We start from the raw sequence: 24,820 nt of genomic DNA, 5'->3' as shown, positions 1-24,820 counted from the left end.
CCATGGCAGGTGAATTTGACCTGATCAAGCGGTATCTGGCTGCGCCATCCTCCTGCCGCACTCGGCGGCAGGATGGTTATGCTGATATCGGCAGCGCTTCGACCGGGGTCGTGTTAGGCCCCGGCGATGACGCTACGCTGCTATCGCCCACTCCCGGTCACCAGCTGGCCATTAGCGTCGATACATCGGTCGCTGACGTTCATTTCCCTTCCGATGCTCCCCCTCATGCCATTGGTCACCGTGCGCTGGCGGTCAGCTTGTCTGATCTGGCTGCGATGGGCGCGCGCGCGCGCTGGTATCTGCTCGCGTTGACGTTACCCGATGTTGACGAGCCTTGGGTGAAGGCGCTGGCGCAAGGTATGCACGAGCTGGCGGCGCACTGCGGCGTTACCTTGGTTGGGGGGGATACGACGCGCGGGCAGTTGTCCCTGTCGGTCACCGTGCATGGCGAAGTTGAGCCGGCACGCGTCATCCGTCGAGACGGGGCTCGCGCGGGCGATTGCATAGCTGTCGTCGGTACCCTTGGTGGTGGGGCTGGTGGTCTGCGGGCGTGGCAGCAAGGTGAGCGGGCTCTCACTCCGCTGCTGAGCGCTTATCTTTATCCACACCCCCTTTTGGCAGAAGGTTATGCACTGGCCGGATATGCGACAGCGGGCATGGACGTCTCCGACGGTCTGCTGGCCGATCTGATGCACCTCTGTCGCGCCTCAGGCGTAGGGGCTGTGCTTGACCTAGCGGCACTACCGTTACATCCGGGGCTTGTCGAAGCCTATGGTCTGGAGCAGGCACAGTCGATGGCACTGCACGGCGGTGATGACTATGCCCTATTGCTGACATTACCCGAGCGTGATGTTCCCGCGGCGCAGCAAGCCTTGCAGGGCGCTGCATATACGTTGCGGGTCATTGGTCGTACTGCCGCGCCAGGCACCTTCGAAACCGCACTGGGTCAGCCGCTGCACGCGCAGGGGTGGCAGCACTTCTAGGCTTTTCTCTAAGGTGTACGGTTTTTATCGCTTTCCTGCCTCTGACGGTCTTCCTTTTCCGAGGGCCGTCTGTATTTCTTTCCTCACCGTCTATTTATCGTATTTGATGCGTCATTCATCATTGATGATTGCTTTATTTTTCGTCATGATCACCGCAATCGACCGCGTATGAGAATGGTTGAACAGCAGCGGGATATTATAGACGCACGCAATAGCGGCTCTCCCGATGCACGGTATCTTTATTTGATTTAGATAAGCAGGGTGAACATGCAGGCAAAGGATATCATTGCGGGGTGCATTCTTGGCTTGGGGGTAATCGGCGGCGTGAGCTATTTCGCGGCCATGTCCTACCTCAGCAACAAGACGCTGGCCAGTGTGCATCAGCAGATCGAAACGCTGAGCACCCAGTACCATTTTCATACCGAAGTGACCCATGAAGACCAGGGGCGCTTTAACTCGAACATGCAGTTAGTGGCAACGCCCGAGGACGGTAGCGAGCCGCTGAACGTCACTCTCTTTATTCCTCACGGACTGTTTTCCACCAATATTTTGGCGGTGAAAACAGGCTCCCGGCCGCTGTTGTCGCTCGACAAGGGAATAGACGGTGCTTCGTTGATGTTGATGCTGCCGAACAAGGCCATCATGCGCGGAGACCTCAAAGGCAGTCGCATCAGTCTCGTGGTAGAGGATCCCGAGCGCCATCTTATAGCCCCTATGCTTTCCGCTTTCTATACCAACGAAGGCCGGCTGGTTGTGAGCGGCGAGTTTTCCTCGTACAACAAGCGAGAAACCGGTGGTCGCTTTTACAGCAGTGGCCCTGCAACGCTATCGCTGACGTATGACGCCCCACAGGCCGAACGCATCGTGCGGGCCGGACTCGGCTATATCGATAGTGGTATGCCTGAGAAAAAGACCGCGCTGTACAATGAGCTGTTGTCTGTTGTGCCTGATCTCCATGTAGAGATGAAAGAGCTGAAGATGCAGTCGTCCTTGCGCTCCCACGAGTATTCGGCCGACCGTCTCTCTATGGATGTTATTGCGGATCGCACCCATCAGGCGGCCACGCAGATTACGGGAACGCTGTCGCGGTTCGGGCGCGGCACCTCTCGGCGCGATGTTGCGTGGGACATGGCGTTGGATCACTCGGTTGCCGACACGCTGCAGACCATAGCTCACGGTCAGGACTCCGAACGACTTTCACCGCTATTGCTGTCGCTGATGCAGTCCTCACCCGCGCTGGTAGTGAAGGATCTGCATGCAACAGCTGAAGGCGTTGCACCGATGAGCGTATCCGGCACGCTTCGTGTCAACGGTAAAGGCATGGCGGCTCTGTCTAATTTCAGCGCCCATAATGTCGATGTCGACATGACGCTCGACGGTGTGTCCAGCGATGCCGTCAAGGATGCACGCGCCAATGGACTGGATGACATTACGCTCGGCCAGCCCGTCATAATCAGACTGGGAGATGGGCATCTGCACATCAACCGCCAGACTGTATTCTGACCCGCCGTCGCCCGAGGTGGCATGCCGTGCTGCCGCTTGGTGCTGCGTGAGTTAGACGTTCAAAGAAATGGCCGGTAGCTGTCACGTTGGCGTACCGGACCAGACTGAAATTTCATTCAACAAGCAGGATTTCTTCGTGGAAAAGACACCTAATCGCTCGTCCAAAAAAACGCCCATTATCATTGCTATCGTAGGCCTGGCCGTCATCGGCGGTGGCTATCTGGGGGCAATGCACTACGTCAGTAACAAGACCATGGATTTCCTGCACGCACAGGTCGACAAGATCAATGCAGGGCAGAACAACCATGCTGAAATTCAGGATGAGCAGCGTGGTCTTTTCACCTCTACGGCCAAGCTGATCGTCTCTGATCAGGCCTCCTCAATCTCTGCGCCGCTGACCGTACACCACGGTCTGTTCAGCACCGATATCGAATCCGATGACGTTCGCATCCAGAAGGATGGCAAGAATGCTCTGCAATCACTGAGCAACGATATCGACAAGGCCACGCTGGCCGTGCACCTGAAGAACAGCAGCCTCAAGGAAGATGATTTCCGTGGCAGCAGTGTTGCACTGACGCTGCCGGGCCAACTGGCCAGCGAAGATGAAGACGGCAGCCGTGCCAAGATTTACAACCCCGCGCTGAAACTCGAACGTAACAGCGACGGCACACTGGTCGCGCACATGACCGCTGACAAAGTCGAAACGTCTGAAGGCATGGCATCCTTCAGCAACTTCGGCAGCTCTGCCATCTCCTTCACGTATGATGCAGAGTGGTCCGAGCAGCTGGTTCAAGCGGGCAGCGCTTACGCGCACGATCATTCCGATGAGAATCGTCTGGCACTGGAAAAGATCGCTACAGCACACCTGCCTGACATTCATGCTGACATGCAGGACCTGAAAAACCGTGTTTCCATGAGCATGCCGGAAACGGGTGCCGAACACTTCGTCTTCGATATCACGCGTGACAAAGCGGCATCCGTGACGCGCGTTGCTGGTAGCATCGACGGCATTGGCAACAGTGGCGTCAAAGGCAACATCACTCTGAAAATGGCACTGGATCAGCGCATCATCGACACCACGATGAAATTGTCTAACGGCGACGATGCCAACATGCAGCAAGACTTGGTGGCGCTGGCACAGACATCTCCGCGTGTCGTGCTCGAAGAGCTGCGCATGTTCGATCACAAAAACATCGCGCTTTCTGCAACCGGTGAAGCCAGCATTGATGGCAGCGTGGTTAAGTCCATTGATGACTTCAACCTGACGGCTGTTGTTGCCAAGTTCACCGTCAAAGGTCTGCCTGACGGTGCTGGTCAGATGGCTCAGGCGTACGGTGTACCTGGTATCAAGGATGGTCAGCCGGTTGTGATCACTGTCGACAAAGGCAGCGTTGCGGTGAACGGCAATACACTGTTCTGATCCTTCGTGAGAGATAGGGCATCCTGACTGGATGTCTCATGACTGGCTATCTGCATGGCGTCTGCCGAGCAGGTAGCCAGTGTCGTTTCAAGCGCGTGTTAATTTCCTATAACGTTAATTTCCTATAACAATGCAGGCACGCCAGCCCCATAGCGTGCTCAACGGCCGATACATGCTGGTTTCTCTCTTATGAGCAGAGACATACCGGCGATAACATGGCCTTTATTTTATTTCCTTCATTCAGCAGGATGACATCGTGAAGAAGACACCGATCATCGCGGGCGTAGTAGGGTTAGGCATCTTGGGTGGTGCCTATTTGGGCGGACTTTACATCAGCGGCAACAAAGCGATGTCAGTACTGCATCGGTGGGTTGACGAGGCCAATCGAAGCTCGGGCGTTGACTACCTTTCTCTCCAAGAAGACCGCGGGCTATTTCGCTCAACGGTACACCTGTCTGCCGCTAATCCCACTCAGCCGTGGACGCTGGGTGATGCACAGCTGACGTTCCATCACGGCATCTTCAGCACGGACATCGACGGCAAGTTCATGCTCAATGATCCGCGCTGGCAGAGCTTGCCGCCCATTAAGAAAAACGGCGGCCTTGATGTTGAAGGGCATATCAAGAGTTTTGGTTCGCAGGGTAGTTTCGTACAGACGGGCATAAGAGGCCACGTGGACGACGCGAAACCCGAATCGGAATTCAGCGCCTTTTTGCGCGCTGAATTGACGTCAGGTTTCGATCAGGGCACGACAGACACGCTGCGCGCGCTGATTGCCAAGGGCATGAATGAACAGGCCCCCGAAGGGGCGGATGGTCATAGTGACGGCAAGGAACAGAATATTCTGTTGAGCGTGAAGGCGCATGGTCCCAAGGCGCGTGTAGATATCGAGATGCCGATCCTCTATCAGCGTAACAGCGCATCAACGGATGCCAGTACAGTGCTGTCCTTCCGCATCAATGGCGAAGATGTGCTGAAACCCTACGGCATTGAATCGGTCAGCGGCGTTTCGCATACCACTTATGACAAATACCATCGCGGCAGCTACGCGCGCTTCGATATTCCCGGCAAATTCATGCTGCCAAAATCACGTGTCACCGACGACCTCGGCTATATGTCTGACCTGAACTTCCAGGCCCGTGTCGATGACAAAGGTGCCTCTGCGGCACTGAATATTGCCGGTATGGAATTCCAGTCCGAAGACAGCCCGTTCTCAATGGGGCCTCTGCGTATCTCTGCCTTCAGTGATATCGAGACCTATAGCCATCTGATGGATCTGAGCAGAACGCTGAAATCCATGCCGCAGGAAGAGCAGGCCGCAGCGCTGAAGACCTTAGGAACGCGCTTGCCTGACATTCACCTTGAGCTTCATGACATGCTGCTCAAGGGTAACGACGATGAAGACACTGCTGCTGAAAGCTCGTTGAAAAGCGCGACGATGGATATCGTCCGTGATCTTTCCGCTCCCGTAACGCACTTCGATCTGAAGGCCAGCGACATAAACGGTAGCGGCATAGAGCACGCTGAGTTCTCTCAGCGCATCACGATCGACCAGCCCATCATCGACACGGCGATCAGCGTACTGCAGGTGTGGGGACATGCCCGCAATCAGCCGTCACAGGCACAGCTTGATGACATCAAGCAGCAGGTATTGACGCTGCTGAAAAGTTCGCCACGCATCGTGCTCAACGAATGGTCTTTTGCTGCGCATAACTTTCCGCGCCCCATGACCGCGACGGGTGAGCTGTCTGTACTGGGCGATACGCTTCAGAGTTTGGACGACCTGAGCGAGAAAAGTGTTAAGGCGCATGTCACGATCACTGGCTTGCCGGATGAGCTGGCAAGCGAAACCCTGATGCGAGGCGTAGATAGCGTCAACACTGACACGCCCGTCGAGATCGACTTCTTAGCGGGGAAACTTTCGGTCAACGGCGAGCAAGTGCAGTAGGCCATTGGCTAAGCCAAGATCTGCCCATCCTCTTGCGGGTGGGCGGGTGCCCGGCGTTCTTTGCAGAAAAATATAACGACACAAGGGGCTGCCGCTGCCCCGTGGATTGCCCATGACGCTGGGTTGTGGGCGATACGCTTTCATTTATCTTGAATAAGCAGGATGTATGTATGAGAAAGACACCCGCCATCATCGCAGGCCTTGCCATTGTCGGTGCTGCCTACCTTGGTACCCTTTATGTAAGTGGCAACAAGGCGATGGCTCGCCTTCATCAGTGGGTGGACGATGCAAACGCCTATCAGTCTAAGGTGCACATCGACCTTCAGGATGAAAAGAAAGGGCTGTTCACCTCGACGGCGACGATTGTGGCTGTTGACGCGCAGGGCAAGGTTAATATCGACGCGCCACTGTCCCTGCATCACGGGCTCTTCAGTACCGATATCGACAGTCGCGTTGCGCTTGTCGTGAACGGCCAGAACGTGATGACGCTGGCGCAGGCATCTGATGACCGCTTCCTCGTTCAGGCGCACGTGAAGCATAACGATGATGGACGCGGCAGTGAAATGCGTGTCAGTACGCAGGGCGTGCTGGTGTTAAGTGGCCGTGATGGCGATGAGCTCAGGGTCGAACAGCCTGATCTGAGCATCTGTCGTGCCAATGACGGCAGTCTGATCATTCGCATTCATGAAGCTGCTTATCAGTCTTTCCAACAAACCATGGTGGTTGCAGCGGTCGACGTCACCAACTCTATTGTTTACGACAATGCATGGGTTGAACGCGCTATCTCGATCATAAAGGATAGCCTGAAAAGAGATTCGGAGGAGAACGCTAAAAGCATAGCGGTTCTGATGCTGTCGCAGATTCCTGATATCCGCAGCCAAATCAAGAAATTGAATATCAAGGACGGCCAGTTGGGCATCAACCTGAATGATGCCAAGTTGGCGTGGATAAGCGAACAAGACACGACGCCGGTCTATCACTTGACCGCTAGCGTTCAGGATGTCATTGCCGTGAACAAGCACTACAAAGGCGCTATTAGTCTCAAGGTAGATCGCAGAGTTAGCGACCTATTTATGGGGGCTGTACGGTCGGTAGGAGAGAGCAGCGGTCATTTCAATCAGGCGGAATACGAGCGCAAGCTCGCTGCGCTGCTGCAGGAATCACCACGACTGACGCTGGAGAGTTTTAGCCTCTCGGGTGACGATCTCCCTTCGGTAACCGCGGATGGTTATGTGAGCGTGGGAAATGCCAACATCAAGAGCATTGACGATGCCAACAAGCAGTTGCCCGACCTGCTGGCAGGCCAGCTGGAGGTTCGAAATGTGCCTGCGCAGGCGCTCGGTCTCGCCGCCTATGCGGGACTGTACAACCTCAAAGCGGGTGATGACGTGAAGTTCGAAATCAGCAAAGGTCATCTTATCGCCAACGGCACACCCCTGTTCTAGTGTATTAGCGATGTACTCCCTATTTAAAAGCCTCAGTGAATGCACTGGGGCTTTTTTTGTTGGGAAATAAGGCATTGCGTTGGGAGTGCCGTCGTTATCGGCTACCCGCACGGCCTCTGGTGAGATGAAGGGTACCTTGATAAACCGTGCCGTCGCCCTTATTGCATTAACCAATACCTGCCTTGAGGGTGAGGCGACTCTTGCTGTACGGCGGGAGTATGACGCACCGAGGACCAATACTCATGAATGAACATGATTATTCGACGGATGATGATATCCGTAAACATGCCGCAGACGAAGCGGCCGAGCACGCCGCACGTGATGCAACGTCCGCGGGGCAGAGTCATGTGATGGCGCCCGCGCGTGATCTGCTGCCGGAACGCCTGTACCTGTTGCCGATCAACAATCGGCCGTTTTTTCCTGCCCAAGTACAGCCGCTGATCATTAACCGCGAGCGCTGGCAGGACACCATGCAGAAGGTGGCAGAAACTGCCCACCACTGTGTTGGTCTTGCCTTCGTGGGAGAAGGGGACGGCAAAGTACCCACCGACGACGAGTTCCCGATGATCGGTACGACGGTACGTGTGCACCGCTCCGAAGCCGAAGGTAATCAGATCCAGTTCATCGCACAGGGCCTGCGCCGCTTCCGCATTAAGCGTTGGATCACGCGTACCCCGCCGTTCGAGGTCGAAGTCACTTATCCGCGTGAAGAGGTCGAGCGCGATGCTGACGAAACCCGAGCCTATGCGATGGCGATCATCAATGGCATCAAGGAGCTGTTGCCGATCAACCCGCTCTACGGCGAGGAGCTGAAGCACTACCTCAACCGCTTTAGCCCTAACGAACCAGGGCCAATGACCGACTTCGCGGCGGCCATCACTTCCGCGAAAGGGGAAGAGCTGCAACGGGCGCTCGAAACATTGCCCGTGCTTGAGCGTATGCAGGTCGTGCTGCCGCTACTGCGCAAGGAACTGGACGTTGCCAAGCTGCAGAACGAGATCGCTCATCAGGTCAACGAACAGATGGAAGAACGCCAGCGCGAGTTCTTCCTGCGTGAGCAGCTCAAGGTCATTCAGAAAGAGTTGGGCATATCCAAGGGCGATCGTGAGAACGATGTCGATACGTTCCGTAGTCGCCTAGAGGGCAAGGTCGTGCCCAAAGCGGTGCAGAAACGCATCGACGACGAACTTCACAAGCTGTCTATGCTGGAAACCGGTTCGCCGGAATACGGCACAACCCGCAACTATCTAGACTGGCTGACGGCGTTGCCGTGGGGAATTACCTCTGATGATCAGCTCGACCTCGGGCGTGCACGCACCATTCTCGACCGTGATCATGACGGGTTGACCGACGTCAAGGAACGCATTATCGAGTTCCTCGCGGAAGGCGCCTTCAAAGGTACAGTCGGCGGCTCCATCCTGTTGTTGGTTGGTCCTCCCGGGGTAGGGAAAACCTCTATCGGCCGCTCGATCGCCGACGCACTGGGTCGCAAGTTTTACCGTTTCTCCGTCGGTGGAATGCGAGACGAAGCCGAGATCAAAGGGCATCGTCGTACCTATGTCGGTGCCTTGCCAGGCAAACTGGTACAGGCGCTAAAAGATGTTGACGTGGAAAACCCCGTCATCATGCTGGATGAAGTCGACAAGATCGGCAGTTCCTATCAGGGGGATCCTGCTTCGGCATTGCTCGAAGTGCTTGATCCAGAACAGAACAGCGAGTTCATGGATCACTATCTGGACGTGAGGCTCGATCTTTCTAAAGTGCTGTTCGTCTGCACGGCCAACCAGCTCGATACGATCCCTGCGCCCCTGTACGACAGGATGGAAACCATTCGCTTGTCCGGCTACATCGCAGAAGAGAAGATGCGGATCGCACGTCACCACCTGTGGCCGAAGCTGCTGGAGCGTGACCGGATTCCAAAGAAACGCATCAATCTGACCGATGCCGCCTTGCGACAGGTTATCGAAGGCTACGCGCGTGAGTCAGGCGTTCGTCAGTTGGAAAAACAGCTGCACCGCATTGTACGGAAGGCCGCCGTCAAACTGCTGGAAAATGACGATGACGTGGTCAAGGTCTCCGTCAACAACCTGGAAGAGTTCCTCGGAGCACCGTTCTTCCGCAAAGAGAAAGTACTGAACGGTGTGGGGGTTGTTACCGGGCTAGCATGGACCTCAATGGGCGGCGCGACACTGCCTATCGAAGCGGCGCGCATCCACACGCTGACGCGCGGCTTTAAGCTGACAGGGCAGCTAGGCGAAGTCATGCAGGAATCGGCCAACATCGCCTACAGCTATGTCATGTCGAACCTAGAGACCTACGACGTATCCCGTGAATGGTTCGATGAAGCGTTCGTGCATTTGCATGTCCCCGAAGGTGCCACGCCGAAGGATGGTCCATCGGCCGGCGTCACTATGGCGACAGCACTGCTGTCACTGGCTAAAGGGAAAGGGATTCGCCCACTGGCGATGACTGGCGAGTTGACCCTGACCGGACATGTCCTGCCTGTTGGCGGCATTCGTGAAAAGGTCATTGCCGCACGTCGTAGCGATATACATGAACTGATACTGCCAAAAGCGAACCAGCGCGACTTCGACGAGCTGCCTGAGTATCTCCGAGAAGGAATGACAGTGCATTTCGCAGGCCACTATCGCGATGTTGCACGCCACGTCTTTCACTGATCAGTGCTGAAAACGTGCGGGCAGTGCGCGTATGTGTTCAATGTCCGATAGGCGAGTCTCCCCAGTGGGGGAGGCTCACTTTTTCATGACTTTAAATAGCCGAATAAAAGTGAATGCAACGGCGTGAATAAGCACTGTAAGTGAAAGATCATCCTAGCAACCCCCAACCCCCAACCCCCAGTTGAAAAAATATTCCCGCAATGCGGCTTGGCGTGAAATAAAAGCCACAAAGCCCTTGCCAACCCCCGGTGATCTCTGTAAAGTACGCCCTCGCTGCCAGGGCAAACGCCGGGTGGCACGGAAGCTAACCTCTTGTAGGTCTTCGCTTTTTTTGAAGAGGTTTCAGTTGAGATGGTCGTATCGTCTCCTGAAACGATCGCCAAATCGGCGGTTGACAAAATCTTCAGAAAATGTAGAATGTGTTTCCACTTGCTGAGCAGCAAACGCCGCTCGCAAGACGCTCTTTAACAAGATGATCAGGCAATTTGTGTGGGTGCTTGAGGTTTTCGAAGTGAATCATCATTTCGAGCATCAAGTAACTCATCGATTCAATGAGTTGTTTCGATACTCGAGCCGGATTGGTCACCTAATGGCCAATGAAAGATTTAAACTGAAGAGTTTGATCATGGCTCAGATTGAACGCTGGCGGCAGGCCTAACACATGCAAGTCGAGCGGCAGCACGGGAAGCTTGCTTCCTGGTGGCGAGCGGCGGACGGGTGAGTAATGCATGGGAATCTGCCCGATAGTGGGGGATAACGTGTGGAAACGCACGCTAATACCGCATACGTCCTACGGGAGAAAGGAGGGGATCTTCGGACCTTTCGCTATCGGATGAGCCCATGTTGGATTAGCTAGTTGGTGAGGTAATGGCTCACCAAGGCAACGATCCATAGCTGGTCTGAGAGGATGATCAGCCACACTGGGACTGAGACACGGCCCAGACTCCTACGGGAGGCAGCAGTGGGGAATATTGGACAATGGGCGAAAGCCTGATCCAGCCATGCCGCGTGTGTGAAGAAGGCCTTAGGGTTGTAAAGCACTTTCAGTGGGGAAGAAAGCCTGAGACCTAATACGTTTCAGGAAGGACATCACCCACAGAAGAAGCACCGGCTAACTCCGTGCCAGCAGCCGCGGTAATACGGAGGGTGCGAGCGTTAATCGGAATTACTGGGCGTAAAGGGCGCGTAGGCGGTCTGTTAAGCCAGATGTGAAAGCCCCGGGCTTAACCTGGGAACAGCATTTGGAACTGGCAGACTTGAGTGCAGGAGAGGAAGGTAGAATTCCAGGTGTAGCGGTGAAATGCGTAGAGATCTGGAGGAATACCAGTGGCGAAGGCGGCCTTCTGGACTGACACTGACGCTGAGGCGCGAAAGCGTGGGTAGCAAACAGGATTAGATACCCTGGTAGTCCACGCCGTAAACGATGTCAACTAGCCGTTGGATCCCTTGAGGATTTAGTGGCGCAGCTAACGCACTAAGTTGACCGCCTGGGGAGTACGGTCGCAAGACTAAAACTCAAATGAATTGACGGGGGCCCGCACAAGCGGTGGAGCATGTGGTTTAATTCGATGCAACGCGAAGAACCTTACCTACTCTTGACATCCAGAGAACTTTCCAGAGATGGATGGGTGCCTTCGGGAACTCTGAGACAGGTGCTGCATGGCTGTCGTCAGCTCGTGTTGTGAAATGTTGGGTTAAGTCCCGTAACGAGCGCAACCCCTATCCTTATTTGCCAGCGATTCGGTCGGGAACTCTAAGGAGACTGCCGGTGACAAACCGGAGGAAGGTGGGGACGACGTCAAGTCATCATGGCCCTTACGAGTAGGGCTACACACGTGCTACAATGGCGAGTACAGAGGGTTGCGAAGCGGCGACGTGAAGCTAATCCCAGAAAGCTCGCCTCAGTCCGGATCGGAGTCTGCAACTCGACTCCGTGAAGTCGGAATCGCTAGTAATCGCGAATCAGAATGTCGCGGTGAATACGTTCCCGGGCCTTGTACACACCGCCCGTCACACCATGGGAGTGGATTGCACCAGAAGTGGCTAGTTTAACCTTCGGGAAAACGGTTACCACGGTGTGGTTCATGACTGGGGTGAAGTCGTAACAAGGTAGCCGTAGGGGAACCTGCGGCTGGATCACCTCCTTAAACGTAAAATGATCACCTCGTGATCTTAAGTACCCACAACAAATTGCCTGATCTTGATAGAGCGAAGTACTGCAGGGGATATTCCCTGGCCGTGCGCAAGCAGTTGCCGGGTCTGTAGCTCAGTTGGTTAGAGCGCACCCCTGATAAGGGTGAGGTCGGCAGTTCGAGTCTGCCCAGACCCACCATTATTATATGGGGCCATAGCTCAGCTGGGAGAGCGCCTGCCTTGCACGCAGGAGGTCAGGAGTTCGATCCTCCTTGGCTCCACCATCTGACTGTCTTGATGGCCGGTTACCCAGTACTTAGTTTAGTGATCTAGCTTCTAGTCACGAACCAATCTTCATTGCCTGATGATTGATTATTAGAGAGTGTAATAATCAATACCACATCATGTGATGCATGTTGTTTCCTGACTGTAAGCTTCTTGCTCGCAGTATTGCTCTTTAACAATGTAAATTATGCTGATGCCAAGTCCAATGGAACGCCGTCAGATTTTACTTCCTCGGAAGTAGCATCCGATAGGCCGTGACATTGGCAAATGAGATACGTCTCAAGCGTATCCGGCGAAAATTGTTTTCGTTTGAATCGTGATCTATGACTCTTTCGGGTTATATGGTCAAGCGATTAAGCGCACACGGTGGATGCCTAGGCAGCCAGAGGCGATGAAAGACGTGATAGCCTGCGATAAGCATCGGGGAGGTGGCAAATGACCTTTGATCCGGTGATCTCTGAATGGGGAAACCCACCCGTCATAAGACGGGTATCCTTACCTGAATACATAGGGTATGGAGGCAAACCGGGAGAACTGAAACATCTAAGTACCCCGAGGAAAAGAAATCAACCGAGATTCCCCCAGTAGCGGCGAGCGACCGGGGACTAGCCCTTAAGTCTTAGTTGTATTAGCGGAAGTGTTTGGAAATGCACGCCATAGTGGGTGATAGCCCCGTACGCGAAAATGCAATTAAGGTGAAATCGAGTAGGTCGGAGCACGTGAAACTTTGACTGAACATGGGGGGACCATCCTCCAAGGCTAAATACTCCTGGCTGACCGATAGTGAACCAGTACCGTGAGGGAAAGGCGAAAAGAACCCCAGTGAGGGGAGTGAAATAGATCCTGAAACCGTGTGCGTACAAGCAGTGGGAGCAGACTTGTTCTGTGACTGCGTACCTTTTGTATAATGGGTCAGCGACTTATTCTCAGTAGCGAGCTTAACCGTATAGGGGAGGCGTAGGGAAACCGAGTCTTAAATGGGCGACATAGTTGCTGGGAATAGACCCGAAACCGGGCGATCTATCCATGAGCAGGTTGAAGGTTGAGTAACATCAACTGGAGGACCGAACCGGGATCTGTTGAAAAAGATTCGGATGACTTGTGGATCGGAGTGAAAGGCTAATCAAGCTCGGAGATAGCTGGTTCTCCTCGAAAGCTATTTAGGTAGCGCCTCATGTATCACCGCCGGGGGTAGAGCACTGTTTCGGCTAGGGGGTCATCCCGACTTACCAACCCGAGGCAAACTCCGAATACCGGTGAGTGCAGCATGGGAGACACACGGCGGGTGCTAACGTCCGTCGTGAAAAGGGAAACAACCCAGACCGTCAGCTAAGGTCCCAAAATCTTGGTTAAGTGGGAAACGATGTGGGAAGGCTCAGACAGCTAGGAGGTTGGCTTAGAAGCAGCCACCCTTTAAAGAAAGCGTAATAGCTCACTAGTCGAGTCGGCCTGCGCGGAAGATGTAACGGGGCTCAAACCAAGTACCGAAGCTACGGGTTCAACACCTTAGTGTTGAGCGGTAGAGGAGCGTTGTGTAAGCCTGCGAAGGTGTGCTGTAAGGCATGCTGGAGGTATCACAAGTGCGAATGCTGACATGAGTAACGATAAAGGGAGTGAAAACCTCCCTCGCCGGAAGACCAAGGTTTTCTGTTCGACGTTAATCGGAGCAGAGTGAGTCGGCCCCTAAGGCGAGGCCGAAAGGCGTAGTCGATGGGAAACAGGTTAATATTCCTGTACCAGACAGTACTGCGATGGGGTGACGGAGAAGGCTAGGTGAGCCAGGCGACGGTTGTCCTGGTGAAAGTATGTAGGCTGAGCAAGTAGGCAAATCCGCTTGCTTAAAGTCGAGATACGAGACGAACTGATTCCTCGGACTCAGGAAGTCATTGATGCCACGCTTCCAGGAAAAACCTCTAAGCTTCAGGTACTGTGTGACCGTACCCCAAACCGACACAGGTGGTCAGGTAGAGAATACCAAGGCGCTTGAGAGAACTCGGGTGAAGGAACTAGGCAAAATGGCACCGTAACTTCGGGAGAAGGTGCGCCGGCGTAAGGTGAAGAGACTCGCTCTCAGAGCCCCAACCGGTCGAAGATACCAGGTGGCTGCAACTGTTTATTAAAAACACAGCACTCTGCTAACGCGTGAGCGGACGTATAGGGTGTGACGCCTGCCCGGTGCCGGAAGGTTAATTGATGGTGTTAGGACTCGTCCGAAGCTCCTGATCGAAGCCCCGGTAAACGGCGGCCGTAACTATAACGGTCCTAAGGTAGCGAAATTCCTTGTCGGGTAAGTTCCGACCTGCACGAATGGCGTAATGATGGCCACACTGTCTCCACCCGAGACTCAGTGAAATTGAAATCGCTGTGAAGATGCAGTGTTCCCGCGGCTAGACGGAAAGACCCCGTGAACCTTTACTATAGCTTCACACTGGATGCTGATGTTGTCTGTGTAGGATAGCTGGGAGGCTTTGAAACTGTGACGCCAGTTGCAGTGGAGCCAACCTTGAAATACCAGCCTGACATCATTGGCGTTCTAACTTGCTACCGTTATCCGGTAGAAGGACAGTGTGTGGTGGGTAGTTTGACTGGGGCGGTCTCCTCCCAAAGAGTAACGGAGGAGCACGAAGGTACCCTCAGTACGGTTGGAAACCGTGCAGTGAGTGCAAGAGCATAAGGGTGCTTGACTGCGAGACAGACACGTCGAGCAGGTACGAAAGTAGGTTCTAGTGATCCGGTGGTTCTGTATGGAAGGGCCATCGCTCAACGGATAAAAGGTACTCCGGGGATAACAGGCTGATACCGCCCAAGAGTTCACATCGACGGCGGTGTTTGGCACCTCGATGTCGGCTCATCACATCCTGGGGCTGAAGTCGGTCCCAAGGGTATGGCTGTTCGCCATTTAAAGTGGTACGCGAGCTGGGTTTAGAACGTCGTGAGACAGTTCGGTCCCTATCTGCCGTGGGCGTTGGAAGTTTGAGAAGAGCTGCTCCTAGTACGAGAGGACCGGAGTGGACGAACCTCTGGTGTTCCGGTTGTCACGCCAGTGGCATTGCCGGGTAGCTATGTTCGGACGGGATAACCGCTGAAAGCATCTAAGCGGGAAGCCCCCTTCAAGATGAGACTTCCCTGGGGCCTTGAGCCCCCTAAAGGACCCTCGAAGACTACGAGGTTGATAGGCACGGTGTGGAAGCGCAGTCAATGCGTTGAGCTAACGTGTACTAATGGTCCGTGAGGCTTGACCATATAACCCCAAAGGGTTATAGACACGATCCGAAAACAACGGATACGCGACGAGACGATCTCGGCCCAGCATGATTTACAGATTTAGGTTGCGGTGCCCTAGGCATCGAGACCGAACCGAATACGCTTGACGACCATAGCGAGCGGGTACCACCTGATCCCATGCCGAACTCAGAAGTGAAACCGCTCAGCGCCGATGGTAGTGTGGGGCTTCCCCATGTGAGAGTAGGTCATCGTCAAGCATCTTTACTGAATACCCCCGGCCAGCAATGGTCGGGGGTATTTGCTTTGGGAGCTTTGGGGGGGGAGGGGCCAAGGCCGAAGGCGGGTGATAACGGCCGTGCCCGCCCCCGTAGCCGTCCGTGGCTAAGAAGCGCAGATGAGTGACTAGAACCAAGAGAAGAAGGGCGGCAGCGTAACCCTAAGGCCCTGCCTCCAAAAACGGCAGGCACCTCAGTTACGCACCGCTCCATCGTCTGCCGATCGCTCATCTGTCCCAAACAGCCAACAGCTACTAGATGCTGTCATGAAAACACCCCGATGATCCGCTACTCAGGCCATCATCGGGGTGTTTGGTTATCGCCAGGATAGTCGCTACGGTAGCGTCTAGCCGTAGCAAGCGTACGCGGGGGTCCAGAAGTGTGCCTCAAGGCGTTCCTTCAAAGGCGTACTATCACGGCCTTCGGTCACGCCCTCTTCAACGGCTTGCTGGGCGACGGCCTCTGCGATGTGCAGGCTTACTTTTATATCTTTCAACGCGCCACGCTGCTGCTTTACGGTCCGTTTGTTGATGGATTCCGTTTGGCATAACGCCTCAATACGCCCTCGCTTCGTACTCTTATCTTTTCTCTTTATGGCGAGTGGCATCACTCAAAGCTTGCTGCGTTAGGATATGCCTCCTTCGTTGTCTCTGATGTCGGCGTGTCTGTAAGCTAGGCTATCTGCTGCAAAGAACCTGATCCATTAGAAGCTCGGGGCTTGAGCCAAAATACCTTGGGCTGTAGTGCCACATTTACTGAACTCGTGCTCCTTTTAGCCTTATCTTCTTAATATTTATTCACTTTCTGTAAATTCATTACTACAGTTGAGTGCGCCCGAGCATTGTATCTAAAGCTGTTTCCTTTCTTTCAACTGACTTGCTTTTATCATGCTCTTAATACAACTGTTTCTATCAGGCCTATAGTTTTATAGCCGCATCAAATAAAGCACTGGTGTGAATGAACTCAGTCAGATGGCGTTTTTACTGGCGCGTCAAAGGCAATATTTGTACCTCGATGGTGCAGCATTTATTATTATACCGTTATCTTTCAATGGCCCAAAAAATTACGTCCGTGAGTAGGATCGTTATGCCTTTGAAAAATGGCTACTTACGAAAATGAAACTTGGCATCTGGCTTGCCGAATTATTTTTGATGGGACTAAGGTATGAAACTAGGTGTCTTCTGATTGGTCAAAAAATCGCCTTTACAACGTTGATTACGAGAACAACGGGACGTTCCGTTTCACTTTCATGATGTTGATCATCTTTCGATTGGCGGGGTATGTCATGATTAATTTCATAGTGGTGTGATGGAGTAAAGCTGCTGTTTTCACGGTGGCGAGGTCTGTGGTGAAGCATCGCAAGTGCCTTCCTAGGGAAAGCGTCGTGCGCCTTGGCCGATAACCCGTTGTAGGCCGGAGGCTTTTGAAAAATCATGCCGTTCATAGAAATCGTACGGAGTTGCTTGTGAGCAAAACGTCTTCTCATTCTGCGCCGCGCCGCAAAGGTCGCATTGGCGTTGTGTTGGTTATTGCCGTTCTCGCTATCGGGGGATACGGGTATTTTCATTACGGGAAGTCCCGGCCGCAGGAAGAGAAGACGGCGCGCAGTATTTCGGTGCTGTATGAAGAGGTGGTCCTGAAAGACATGCCTGTTGAGGTGAAGGCTTTAGGTACGCTGAGTGCCAATGCAACCGTGACGGTAACCAGCCGCATTGATGGTCAGCTGATGAAACTTCATTTCACTGATGGGCAGTATGTTCAGGAGGGGCAGCTGTTAGCCGAACTTGATACTCGCACCTATCAGGCCACAAAGGCGCAGTATGAAGGGCAGCTCGCCAAGGACAATGCTCAGCTGCGCAGTGAGAAGCGTAAGTACGAACGCTATCAACAGCTGTTCCAGAACGGTGCCATTTCTCGGCAGGATCTGGATACTCAGCGTGCATCTTCCGAAGGATACGAAGGCTCGATAAAAAGCGATCAAGCCCAGATTGCGGCAGCGGCGCTTAACATCAGCTTTGGACGTATCGTGGCCCCTATTAGTGGCTATACCGGCCTACATCAGGTCGATGTGGGGAACATGGTGCACTCTAGCGATACGACAGGTATCGTCACTATCACGCAGACACAGCCCATGGCGCTCACCTTTAGTGTGCCTGAGCGCTACCTCTCTCAGATCATGGGGATGCTGCGCGACAGCAAAACAATGCCGGTTCAAGTCATGGATGCCTTCGGGCGTTCGGTGCTGGCTCAGGGCGCTGTAAGCTATGCCAGCAACCAGATCGATATCAATACCGGCAGCATCAAGCTGAAAGCTCTTCTACCCAATACAGACAATCAGCTGTACCCCAATCAGTCCGTCAGCGTAACGCTGCAGTTGGGCATGCTGCATAACGCTATCGTTGTGCCGACGGGGGCCGTGCAGTGGAACGATGACGGCAGCTTCGTTTATGTCATCGGCGATGGTGATCATATTCGTAAGGCCAGCATTGCTACGGGGCCGGTCAGCAACGGGTATACCGTCATTGACTCTGGCGTGCAGGCGGGCGAGCGCGTTGTTATCCAAGGCATCGACCGTTTGAGCGATGGTGTGAAGGTATCGCCGCTTAAGCAGAGTGATGAGTCCGTTGCCAAGCCTGAGGCGCAGGATAAAAAGGCATGAATGTATCAACGCTCTTTATCCGTCGCCCGATAGCGACCTTGCTGCTGACCCTTGCAGCGCTGTGCTTGGGGGGCTTCTCATACCGCTTGCTCTCGGTCTCGGCGCTGCCTCAGGTCGATTATCCTACGTTGCAGATTGTGACGCAGTACCCGGGGGCGGGACCAGACGTCATGTCGACGACCGTGACGGCTCCCCTTGAGCGTGAGCTGGGACAGATTTCAGGACTGTCGCAGATGTACACCACCAGTAGCGGTGGAGCATCAGTCATTACGCTGACGTTCTCACTTGAAACGTCAATGGATACGGCAGAGCAGGAGGTGCAGAGTGCACTAGATGCTGCCGAAGCTAACCTTCCTTCCGATCTTCCTTCTCGCCCCACGTATACCAAGGTTAATCCGACAGACACCGCAGTGCTGTCATTGGCCGCAACGTCATCTTCTCTGCCGTTGACCGAAGTACAGGATGTCTTGAATAACCGCATCGCGCTGAAACTGTCTCAGGTCAGCGGAGTAGGGTTGGTGAGTCTTGAGGGAGGGCAGCGTCCTTCTGTCGGCGTGCAGATTGATCCGGTCAAGTTGGCTGCTCATGGCCTGACAATGGAAGATGTGCGTACCGCTGTGTCCAACAGCAACGTCAATGGCTCTAAGGGTGGTTTGGATGGGCCGGAGCATGCGATGACGCTGGCAGCCAATGATCAGCTGCAGAGTGCTGACGACTATGCGGATATCGTGCTGAAGTATGAAAATCAGAACGTTCTCAAACTGGGTGACGTGGCGACACTCGCGCGCGCGCCTGAGAACGAATATCTGTCAGCATGGGCCAATGGCCAGAAAGCCATCGTGGTAAATATTCAGCGCCAGCCTGGGGCCAATGTGATTGAGGTTGTTGACCGGGTCAAAGCACTGTTGCCTTCCTTGCAGGCATCGCTGCCGGCGTCCGTTCACCTTGATGTGATTAACGATCGTACTCAGACCATTCGCTCTTCTATTCACGATGTCGAGGTGGATCTGCTGCTGTCCATCATGCTAGTGGTGGTGGTATGTCTGGTCTTCCTGCGTACATTGGGAGCCACTCTGATCCCCGGTGTAGCAGTGCCTCTGTCGCTGATCGTGACATTTGGGGTGATGTACCTTGCGGACTTCAGCCTGAATACCCTGACGTTAATGGCACTGACGATTGCAACCGGGTTTGTTATCGATGATGCAATCGTCATGGTCGAGAACATTCAGCGCCGCATGGAGGATGAGGGTGAATCACCCATGCAGGCCGCCATCAATGGGGCCGGTCAGATCGGCTTCACCATTATCTCTCTGACGCTCTCGCTGGTGGCCGTGCTCATTCCTCTGCTGTTCATGGGGGACGTTGTTGGGCGCTTGTTCCGGGAGTTCTCCATCACGCTGGCGGTCGCCATTCTGGTGTCCATGGTGGTTTCGCTGACGTTGACGCCCATGCTGTGTGCTTGGCTGTTGCGCAAACGTGAGATCACGCACCATGAAACGGCACGCAAGGGCATCATGGGACGACTGCTTGACTGGCCTATGGCACAGTTCGAGCGATTGACGGCCGTCTATGACCGATCATTGCAATGGGTGTTTGGGCACCAGCTAGCTACGCTGGCCGTTGCGGTAGGGTGTGTGGTCTTGACGGGGCTGATGTACGTCAGCATTCCTAAAGGCTTTTTCCCTGCTCAGGATACGGGGTTGATCCGTGCGACAGTGGTGGCGCCACAGGACGTCTCGTTTGCTGAAATGGAGCGTCGTCAGGGGCGTGTGGTCGCACAATTGTTGAAAGACCCGGCGGTGGAATCGGTAAGTTCAATCATTGGCGTTGACGGTACCAATGAGTCGCTCAACACTGGGCGATTGCAGATTGCATTGCGCTCTTATGACGAGCGCGGTGAAAGTGCCGAGCAGGTGGCGTCACGCTTGCGCGCACTGAATGATCAGCTGATGGGCGTCAAGGTCTGGTTTGCACCAGGCCAGGATCTGAGCGTGGATGCGATCACTACACCACTGCCGTATCAGTTCACGCTAGACGCCGTTCAGCGCGAAACGCTGGCGCAGTGGATGCCGCGCTTGCGCGAAGCACTGCAGAAGCAGCCCGCCATTCTGGATGTGACCGATAACCTGCAGAACAGTGCTCCTGTGCTAGCGCTGACCATTGATCGTGCGCAGGCGGCACGCTATGGCATCACTGTTGCTGATATTCAAAGTGCTCTCTACGATGCCTATGGGCAGCGCCTGATTTCGACGATCTTCACCCAAGCCAACCAGTATCGCGTGGTGCTGCGCGTGGCGTCAGCGTATCGACAAATGCCATCTGACCTTGAACATATTCGGCTGGCGGGCAGTACGACGGATGCCAACGGCAATACCGTTATGGTGCCGCTGACGCAGCTGGTGAAGGTCGAACAGCGCGTGGGCTATCAGCAGTACACCCGTTTGGATCAGTTACCCGCGGTGACGGTATCGTTTGCGCTGGCCGATGGCTACTCGCTTGAAGATGCTCAGGCAGCGATTCGTGCGGCGGCTACGGATATCGGTCTGCCGGAAACCGTATCGCTCAACTATCAAGGGGTCATGTCGGCCTTCAGCCATATCAGCGATAACATGCTGTGGTTGATCGTGGTGGCCGTGCTGACCATGTACGTTGTGCTGGGTGTGCTGTATGAAAGCTTCATCCATCCGCTAACGATTTTGTCGACGTTGCCTTCGGCGGCCATCGGGGCTTTCCTTGCGCTGATGTTCACGGATACCGACTTCTCGCTGATTGCATTGATCGGGTTGATTCTGTTGATCGGGATCGTGAAGAAGAATGCGATCATGTTGGTCGACTTTGCTCTTGAGGGCGAACGTCATATGGGTATGACGGCGCACGAGGCCATTCACCGTGCCTGCTTGCTGCGTTTTCGTCCCATTATGATGACGACGCTGGCAGCGCTGTTCGGTGCCTTGCCTTTGATGCTGGCCACTGGTACCGGTGGTGAATTGCGCCGTCCGTTGGGGCTGGCCATCGTCGGTGGTCTCAGTCTGAGCCAGTTGCTGACGCTTTATACAACGCCTGTGATCTATCTGTTCTTCGACCGGATCGCTCAACGCTATCGTCGCGTTGAACAGGAGGCCGAATGAAAGGCGTAGCGCTCTTCATCACTCGCCCCGTCCTGACCATCCTCAGTAGCCTGTCAGTGCTGCTGCTGGGGCTGCTGGGCTTCTCTCTGATGCCGGTGTCGCCGCTGCCTCAGATCGACTTCCCCGTCATTATGGTGCGTGCTTCGCTGTCTGGCGCCAGCCCTGAAACGATGTCGTCGTCTGTAGCGGCTCCGCTGGAGCGCGCGCTGGGCAAGATATCTGGCGTCAACGAACTGACCTCGACCAGTAGTCAAGGCAGTACGCGCATCATCATGCAGTTTGATATGGATCGCGATGTCGATAGTGCCGCGCGTGATGTCCAGGCTGCACTCAACGCCGCCCAAAGCTTGCTGCCGAGCGGTATGACTTCGCGTCCCAGCTATCAGAAGATGAACCCGAGCGGTGCTCCTATCATGATGCTGGCGTTGACATCCGACATCATGACGCAGCCTCAGCTCTACGACCTAGTGAACAGCGTGTTGCAGCCTAAGATGGCTCAGGTCAATGGGGTTGGAGGAACGTCGATTTATGGCGGTGCCGCCCCCGGGATTAGAGTTGATATCGAACCGCTGCTGCTGGAACAGCAAGGCATAGCACTCACCACCGTCAAGAGTGCAATCAACAATGCGCTGCCGGATAAGCCTGTAGGCGTACTGCAGGGTGATGAGCGCCAGTGGTGGATCAGTACCAATGCGCAGCAGGTGGATGCGGTGAAGCTGCGGGATGTGATCGTTGCGTGGCACGACGGTGCCGCCGTGCGTCTGGGCGATGTGGCACATGTGTATGACGGTGGGGAAACGCTGTACAGCAACGGTTACTACAACGGGCGTCCGGCGGTCATCATCGGCGCGTCGCGTGCAGCAGGGGCTAACATCATTGAGACTGTCGAACATCTCAAAGCGCTCACGCCTCAGCTCAAGGCCTTGATGCCGGAAGGCGTTCAGATCCACACAGTGTTGGATCGTTCCGGTGGCGTGCAGGAATCGCTGCGCGCCACCGAAGAAGCACTGCTGGCTTCTATCGCACTGGTCGTCTTCATCGTCTATCTCTTTCTGCGTAACTGGCGGGCGGTGTTCATTCCCGCCTGTACGTTGCCGCTGTCGCTGGTGGGTACCTGCGCCATCACCTATCTGCTGGGGTACAGTCTCGACAACCTCTCACTCATGGCGATGATCATTGCCACGGGGTTCGTGGTCGACGATGCCATCGTGGTGCTCGAAAACGTCATTCGTCATCGCGAAATGGGCAAAGGGCGGTTGCAGGCGGCCATCGAAGGCGCGCGCGAGATTGGCTTTACCGTCATGGCGATGACCCTGTCGCTGATAGCGGTATTCCTGCCGATCCTGCTGAACTCCGACATGATCGGTAAGCTGTTCCGCGAGTTTGCGATGACCCTCTGCATCGCCTTGATCATCTCACTGTTGGTGTCGTTAACACTGACGCCGATGCTGTGCGCGCGCTTGCTGAAGGATCCCGATCATTCGAAACCGCTGTATACGCGTCAGCGCACTCTAGCGCGTCTTCATGACATGGTGGTGCGCTTGGGGCAGGGGATGACCCACGGCTATATGCGTTCGTTGGATTGGGCTTTAAAGCATCGCCGTCTGGTGTTGTGTGGTTTTCTGGGCACCATTGTGTTGATGGGCTATTTCGTGACCCGTGTCGAGAAGGAATTCTTCCCCTCGCAGGACACCGGCGTTCTGATGGGGCGTCTGCGTGCTGATCAGGCCACCTCATCACAGGCGCTGATCCCGATCGTCAATCAGTTCAATGAAGAGGTGCGAAAGGACCCCTCCATTGAACACGTGGTGTCATCGACGGGTAGCGGGGGCTTTGGTTCGCGCAATACGGCCAGCTATATCATCCAGCTCAAGCCGATCAGTGAGCGTGACGCGACGGCGGATCAGGTCGTGCAGCGTCTGACGGCGCGCTTGAGCAAGTTGAAACCGGGCGTCGAGTTCAACTTGCGTTCTATGCAGGACCTGATGTCAGGGGGGCGCAGTGCCAACGCAGCATACCAGTTCACTCTGCAATCCGATGATCTGGCCTTGCTGCGTGAATGGACGCCTAAGGTCGATGCTGCATTGAGAAAACTGCCTTCGCTGACTGGGTTTGAAAACGACAGTACCGCACGTGGACGAGAAGTACGGTTGATCGTTGACCGTACTCAAGCCGAGCGATACGGCGTCAATATGGCGGACATCGACGACTTCCTTGGCAATGCCTTCGGGCAGACCCAAGTGGCCACTCGTCATGAAGTGATGAATGAATACCATGTCATCATGGGCCTGGCGCCTGCATGGACCGCAGAGCCTGAAGTGCTGGATATGCTGTCGGTCATCAACGATGACGGTCAACGCATTCCGCTGTCGGCATTCGCCCATATTGAAACGGGGAGTGCCGCGACGTCCGTTGATCATGAGGATCAGATGGCGACGATGGTGATCGCCTTCAACTTGGTGCCCGGTGTTACGCTCAATGACGTACAGGATGACATCCAGCAGACCATGACCAAGATAGGCCTGCCTGACAAGATCAAGTCGGGCTTCGGTGGTTCGCAGAAGATGTTCCAGCAGTCGTCGTCGGCGTTGCCCTTGTTGCTGGTAGCGGCGTTGTTGACGATGTACATCGTGCTGGGCGTTCTGTATGAAAGTCTGGTTCACCCACTGACGATTCTTTCAACGCTGCCTTCTGCTGGGCTTGGCGCGCTGTTGTTGATCGATATTACGGGAACGCGGCTGTCTCTGATCAGCTTTATCGGCATCCTGCTGTTAATGGGGATCGTCAAAAAGAACGCGATCATGCTAGTCGACTTTGCCCTTGCGCATCGTCGCCAGCAGCATATCTCGGAAGAGCGGGCGATTACGGAAGCCTGCCGCCAGCGTCTGCGTCCCATTATGATGACATCGCTGGCGGCGTTCTGCGGTGCGCTGCCGTTGATGCTTGAAAGCGGCGGCAGTGCGGATCTGCGGCGACCGCTGGGTATTGCTATTGCGGGTGGGTTAGTGGTCAGCCAGTTACTGACACTCTACACAACGCCGGTCATTTATCTGTACATGGCGCGCTTCGAGCAGTGGTTGCTACGGCTTTGGTTGCACATCCGGCCTACACAGTAATGAACGAATGCCATCGCTGGCA

At 54.7% G+C, this 24,820-nt stretch carries 10 protein-coding genes, 2 tRNA genes and 3 rRNA genes; 14 read left to right on the top strand and 1 reads right to left on the bottom strand.

Features of this window, described 5'->3' with window-relative positions:
* Positions 1-2 precede the first annotated feature (2 nt).
* The 11 genes from thiL (at position 3) to rrf (ending at position 15,877) form a co-directional block, all read left to right on the top strand.
* Positions 3-983 carry a thiamine-phosphate kinase gene (gene thiL, locus ZBT109_RS10910; RefSeq protein WP_038279573.1) on the top strand — a complete coding sequence of 327 codons (981 nt, stop codon included), beginning with the start codon at positions 3-5 and terminating at the stop codon, positions 981-983.
* Positions 984-1,250: 267 nt separating this feature from the next.
* Entirely contained in the window at positions 1,251-2,486 is a 1,236-nt protein-coding gene (locus tag ZBT109_RS10905; protein ID WP_027706222.1) for a hypothetical protein, read from the top strand.
* A 136-nt stretch (positions 2,487-2,622) separates the two neighbouring features.
* Complete coding sequence (locus tag ZBT109_RS10900) at positions 2,623-3,906, top strand: DUF945 family protein (RefSeq protein ID WP_169734031.1); 1,284 nt, start codon at positions 2,623-2,625, stop codon at positions 3,904-3,906.
* Between the two features lie 256 nt (positions 3,907-4,162).
* Complete coding sequence (locus ZBT109_RS10895; protein ID WP_027706224.1) at positions 4,163-5,854, top strand: DUF945 family protein; 1,692 nt, start codon at positions 4,163-4,165, stop codon at positions 5,852-5,854.
* 170 nt (positions 5,855-6,024) lie between these two features.
* Entirely contained in the window at positions 6,025-7,299 is a 1,275-nt protein-coding gene (locus tag ZBT109_RS10890) for a DUF945 family protein (RefSeq protein WP_027706225.1), read from the top strand.
* Positions 7,300-7,541: 242 nt separating this feature from the next.
* Positions 7,542-9,977, top strand: a complete 2,436-nt coding sequence (lon, locus tag ZBT109_RS10885) for an endopeptidase La (RefSeq protein ID WP_027706226.1) — start codon at positions 7,542-7,544, stop codon at positions 9,975-9,977.
* A gap of 607 nt (positions 9,978-10,584) precedes the next feature.
* A 16S ribosomal RNA gene (locus ZBT109_RS10880) occupies positions 10,585-12,124 on the top strand.
* Between the two features lie 108 nt (positions 12,125-12,232).
* Positions 12,233-12,309 (top strand) — tRNA-Ile (locus ZBT109_RS10875).
* Positions 12,310-12,318: 9 nt separating this feature from the next.
* Positions 12,319-12,394, top strand: a tRNA-Ala gene (locus tag ZBT109_RS10870).
* A gap of 344 nt (positions 12,395-12,738) precedes the next feature.
* Positions 12,739-15,638 (top strand): 23S ribosomal RNA (locus ZBT109_RS10865).
* A 123-nt stretch (positions 15,639-15,761) separates the two neighbouring features.
* A 5S ribosomal RNA gene (rrf, locus tag ZBT109_RS10860) occupies positions 15,762-15,877 on the top strand.
* The 16S, 23S and 5S rRNA genes sit together here with 2 tRNA genes alongside, the layout of an rRNA operon.
* Positions 15,878-16,241: 364 nt before the next feature.
* Here rrf and ZBT109_RS13885 read toward each other — a convergent pair.
* On the bottom strand, positions 16,242-16,391 hold the full coding sequence (locus ZBT109_RS13885; protein WP_170144705.1) for a hypothetical protein: 150 nt from the start codon (positions 16,389-16,391) through the stop codon (positions 16,242-16,244).
* Positions 16,392-17,360: 969 nt separating this feature from the next.
* On the opposite strand from ZBT109_RS13885, the gene ZBT109_RS10850 reads away from it, so the two are divergent.
* Genes ZBT109_RS10850 through ZBT109_RS10840 form a run of 3 tightly spaced genes read left to right on the top strand, consistent with a single transcriptional unit; the run spans position 17,361 to position 24,798 of the window.
* Positions 17,361-18,554 (top strand): efflux RND transporter periplasmic adaptor subunit, encoded by a 1,194-nt coding sequence (locus ZBT109_RS10850; RefSeq protein ID WP_027705834.1) that lies wholly within the window; start codon positions 17,361-17,363, stop codon positions 18,552-18,554.
* Positions 18,551-21,682, top strand: a complete 3,132-nt coding sequence (locus tag ZBT109_RS10845) for an efflux RND transporter permease subunit (protein ID WP_027705835.1) — start codon at positions 18,551-18,553, stop codon at positions 21,680-21,682. The genes ZBT109_RS10850 and ZBT109_RS10845 overlap by 4 nt, the downstream gene beginning before the upstream one ends.
* Positions 21,679-24,798, top strand: a complete 3,120-nt coding sequence (locus ZBT109_RS10840) for an efflux RND transporter permease subunit (RefSeq protein WP_027705836.1) — start codon at positions 21,679-21,681, stop codon at positions 24,796-24,798. The genes ZBT109_RS10845 and ZBT109_RS10840 overlap by 4 nt, the downstream gene beginning before the upstream one ends.
* The last annotated feature ends 22 nt before the right edge of the window (positions 24,799-24,820 follow it).

The organism is Zymobacter palmae, assembly GCF_003610015.1.
Taxonomy (GTDB): domain Bacteria; phylum Pseudomonadota; class Gammaproteobacteria; order Pseudomonadales; family Halomonadaceae; genus Zymobacter; species Zymobacter palmae.
The sequence above is the reverse complement of the archived record's forward strand: the minus strand, read 5'-3'. Positions and strand labels throughout refer to the sequence as shown.